This window comes from Bacillus sp. LR--39 (genome assembly GCF_053613335.1).
The window spans coordinates 1-2,387 of sequence record NZ_JBSIOT010000039.1; the positions used below are offsets into that span (position 1 = coordinate 1).

1 protein-coding gene and 1 pseudogene are annotated in these 2,387 nt (G+C 47.9%); one reads left to right on the forward strand and one right to left on the reverse strand.

The genetic code is table 11. From position 1 onward, the window contains the following. Window positions 1–260, forward strand: a pseudogene (locus ACWHAR_RS19905) (LLM class flavin-dependent oxidoreductase); the annotation flags it as partial. A 37-nt stretch (window positions 261–297) separates the two neighbouring features. Here the strand turns inward: ACWHAR_RS19905 and vpr are convergent. Next, window positions 298–2,387: serine protease Vpr (vpr, locus tag ACWHAR_RS19910; RefSeq protein WP_452087603.1), on the reverse strand; the 2,090-nt coding region annotated here is incomplete at its 5' end.

Here is a 2,387-nt window from a genome sequence, read left to right on the forward strand (position 1 = left end):
CGGGAGAGCAGGGTATTCTTTTAGAGGGAGTTCCTTCGTATGAAGCTGTTCGGAAAAATACGTATTCTCTTTATGAACAGAGACGAATTGCTGATAATCGAAATCGAATGATTGTCGGTACGAAAGAACAGGTTAAGGAGCGGCTGCTAGCTTTGAGTAAAGCGTATGAAACAGAGGAAATCATGGTGGTGACCATCACGCATCATTTTGAAGATAAGCTCCGATCGTATCGATTATTGCAGGAGGCGTTTGCTGACTGATCTTTAAAAAGCCCTGCCGAATCGGCAGGGCTTTTTCTTATTCAACAGTGAAAGGTTCTTCGGTCAAAACCTGGCTTGACTTGCCTTTGTTCGCGGCATATGCGAGCAAGTAATACTCTCCGGCCGGAAGTTTGGTTCCGCCATTAATCGTGCCGTCCCAGTCAAAGTACTGGTAACCTTTATCTTGGTTTTTATAAATGCCGGCTTGGCCTGCGAAATCAAGGTTGCTGTCATAGACGAGGAACGCCAACTCTTCCGCTCCCGCAGGAAGGTAGGTTTCAATTTGATAGGTACCTTGTACAGACCCTTCGCTGACAGAGACAGATGTGACTCTCGGATAATCGGGCTCTTTCACAATCAGCAATGTAGGTACCTTAGCGACCGTTTTTCCGCCTTCTCTGACGATAACCGTTCCTTCATAGGTGCCAGCTTTTGTTTTCTTCGTATTGACCTTTACTTTTGCAGTGGCTTTCCCGGTTTGATGTGCCGGAATCACAACACGGCTTGTGCCGGATGTGGAGATGCCGCTGCCATTAAATGAGTATTCCAGTGTGTATGATTTTCTAATGGAAGATTGATTTTCAATCGTAAACGTTTCTTTTTTCGTTTCGTTTCCGTTTTCCTTCAAGAACGTGCCGTATGAATAGCTTCCAGGTGAGACGAGCGAATCTGCTTTGATTGCGTTCATGATTCTTGCGCTGCCTGCGCCTTGAGCGTTATGCGGATATACTTCCCCATCGCTATCCTTTAAAGTGACAGCGGTATTCATGATGGCGGCTTTAATCTGTTCAACGCTCCACTTTGGCTTGGCTTGTTTAATAACGGCAACCGCTCCGGCAATATGAGGCGATGCCATGCTTGTTCCTTGTTTTGATCCGTATCCGTATGGATGGTCAGGATCGTGTGTTGGGATCGTGCTCACGATATTGACCCCTGGCGCGGAAATATCAGGCTTAATCATCCACGTATCCATAACAGGGCCGCGTGATGAGAAATCAGCCACTTGTTCACCGAGCGCTTTTGAGACCGTCAACTTGAATGTTGTTTTTGTCTCACCAGCTTTCAGGGCGCTGACGAGTTTTTCGCCGTCTTCTAATGAAAGCTTAATCGTTGGGACAGACATGCCTGGCACATTGGCTTCAATTTCTCCAGAGAGGTTGTTATACACAACCATGCCGATGGCACCGGCTTTTTTAGCGTTATCCGCTTTATCCACAAATGCAATGCTGCCTCGTTTGACAACGGCGACTTTGCCTGTCAGGTCTTTCCCTTCAAAATCCTTTTCTTCGCCGATTCCCGCTTCGACAAGATCAATTTCTTTGTTATTGAGCGCTTTGACGTCGTTCTCTTTGTTATAGCCCATCACTTTTGCTGAAGAATAGGAGCCGAAAGTGACGGCGTATTCATTGAGCGGCAGCTGAGTCGCACCGACAGAAATCGCTTCTCTTGATGTGCCCGGCGATCCGACTGTCCAGCCGTTCGGTCCGCTGTTGCCGTTTGAGGTAACAGCGACAACGCCTTCTGACATGGCCCAGTCAAGCGCTGTGCTTGTCGCCCAGTCCGGGTTGTTTAAAGAGTTTCCGAGAGACAGGTTCATCACATCTGCTCCGTCCTGCACTGCACGTTCCACACCGGCGATGACGTTTTCCGTTGTGCCGCTTCCGCCAGGTCCTAACACACGATAAGCAAGAAGTGTGGCATCAGGCGCTACGCCTTTAATTGTTCCGTTTGCAGCCACAGTTCCGGCTACGTGTGTGCCGTGGTCAGTCGCTCCGCCCCTCGGATCGCCTGTTGGTGTTTCTTTTGGATCGTAATCATTGTCCACAAAATCGTATCCTTTATATTGTCCAAAGTTTTTCTTCAGATCTGGGTGATTGTATTCAACCCCAGTGTCAATAATCGCCACCTTGATGCCTTTTCCTGTGTAGCCTAAATCCCATGCATCGTTTGCTCCGATATAAGGCGCACTGTCATCCATTTGCGGAGATACGGCGTCTTCGGAGATTGTGACGTCTTTATCCTTCATATTGTCTGTTTTATATGTGACGTTCGGGTACACCGCCTTAACGTCTTTTACCGCGAGAAGTTTTGGAATCTCATTAGCTGGAAGCTTCATAGAGAAGCCTG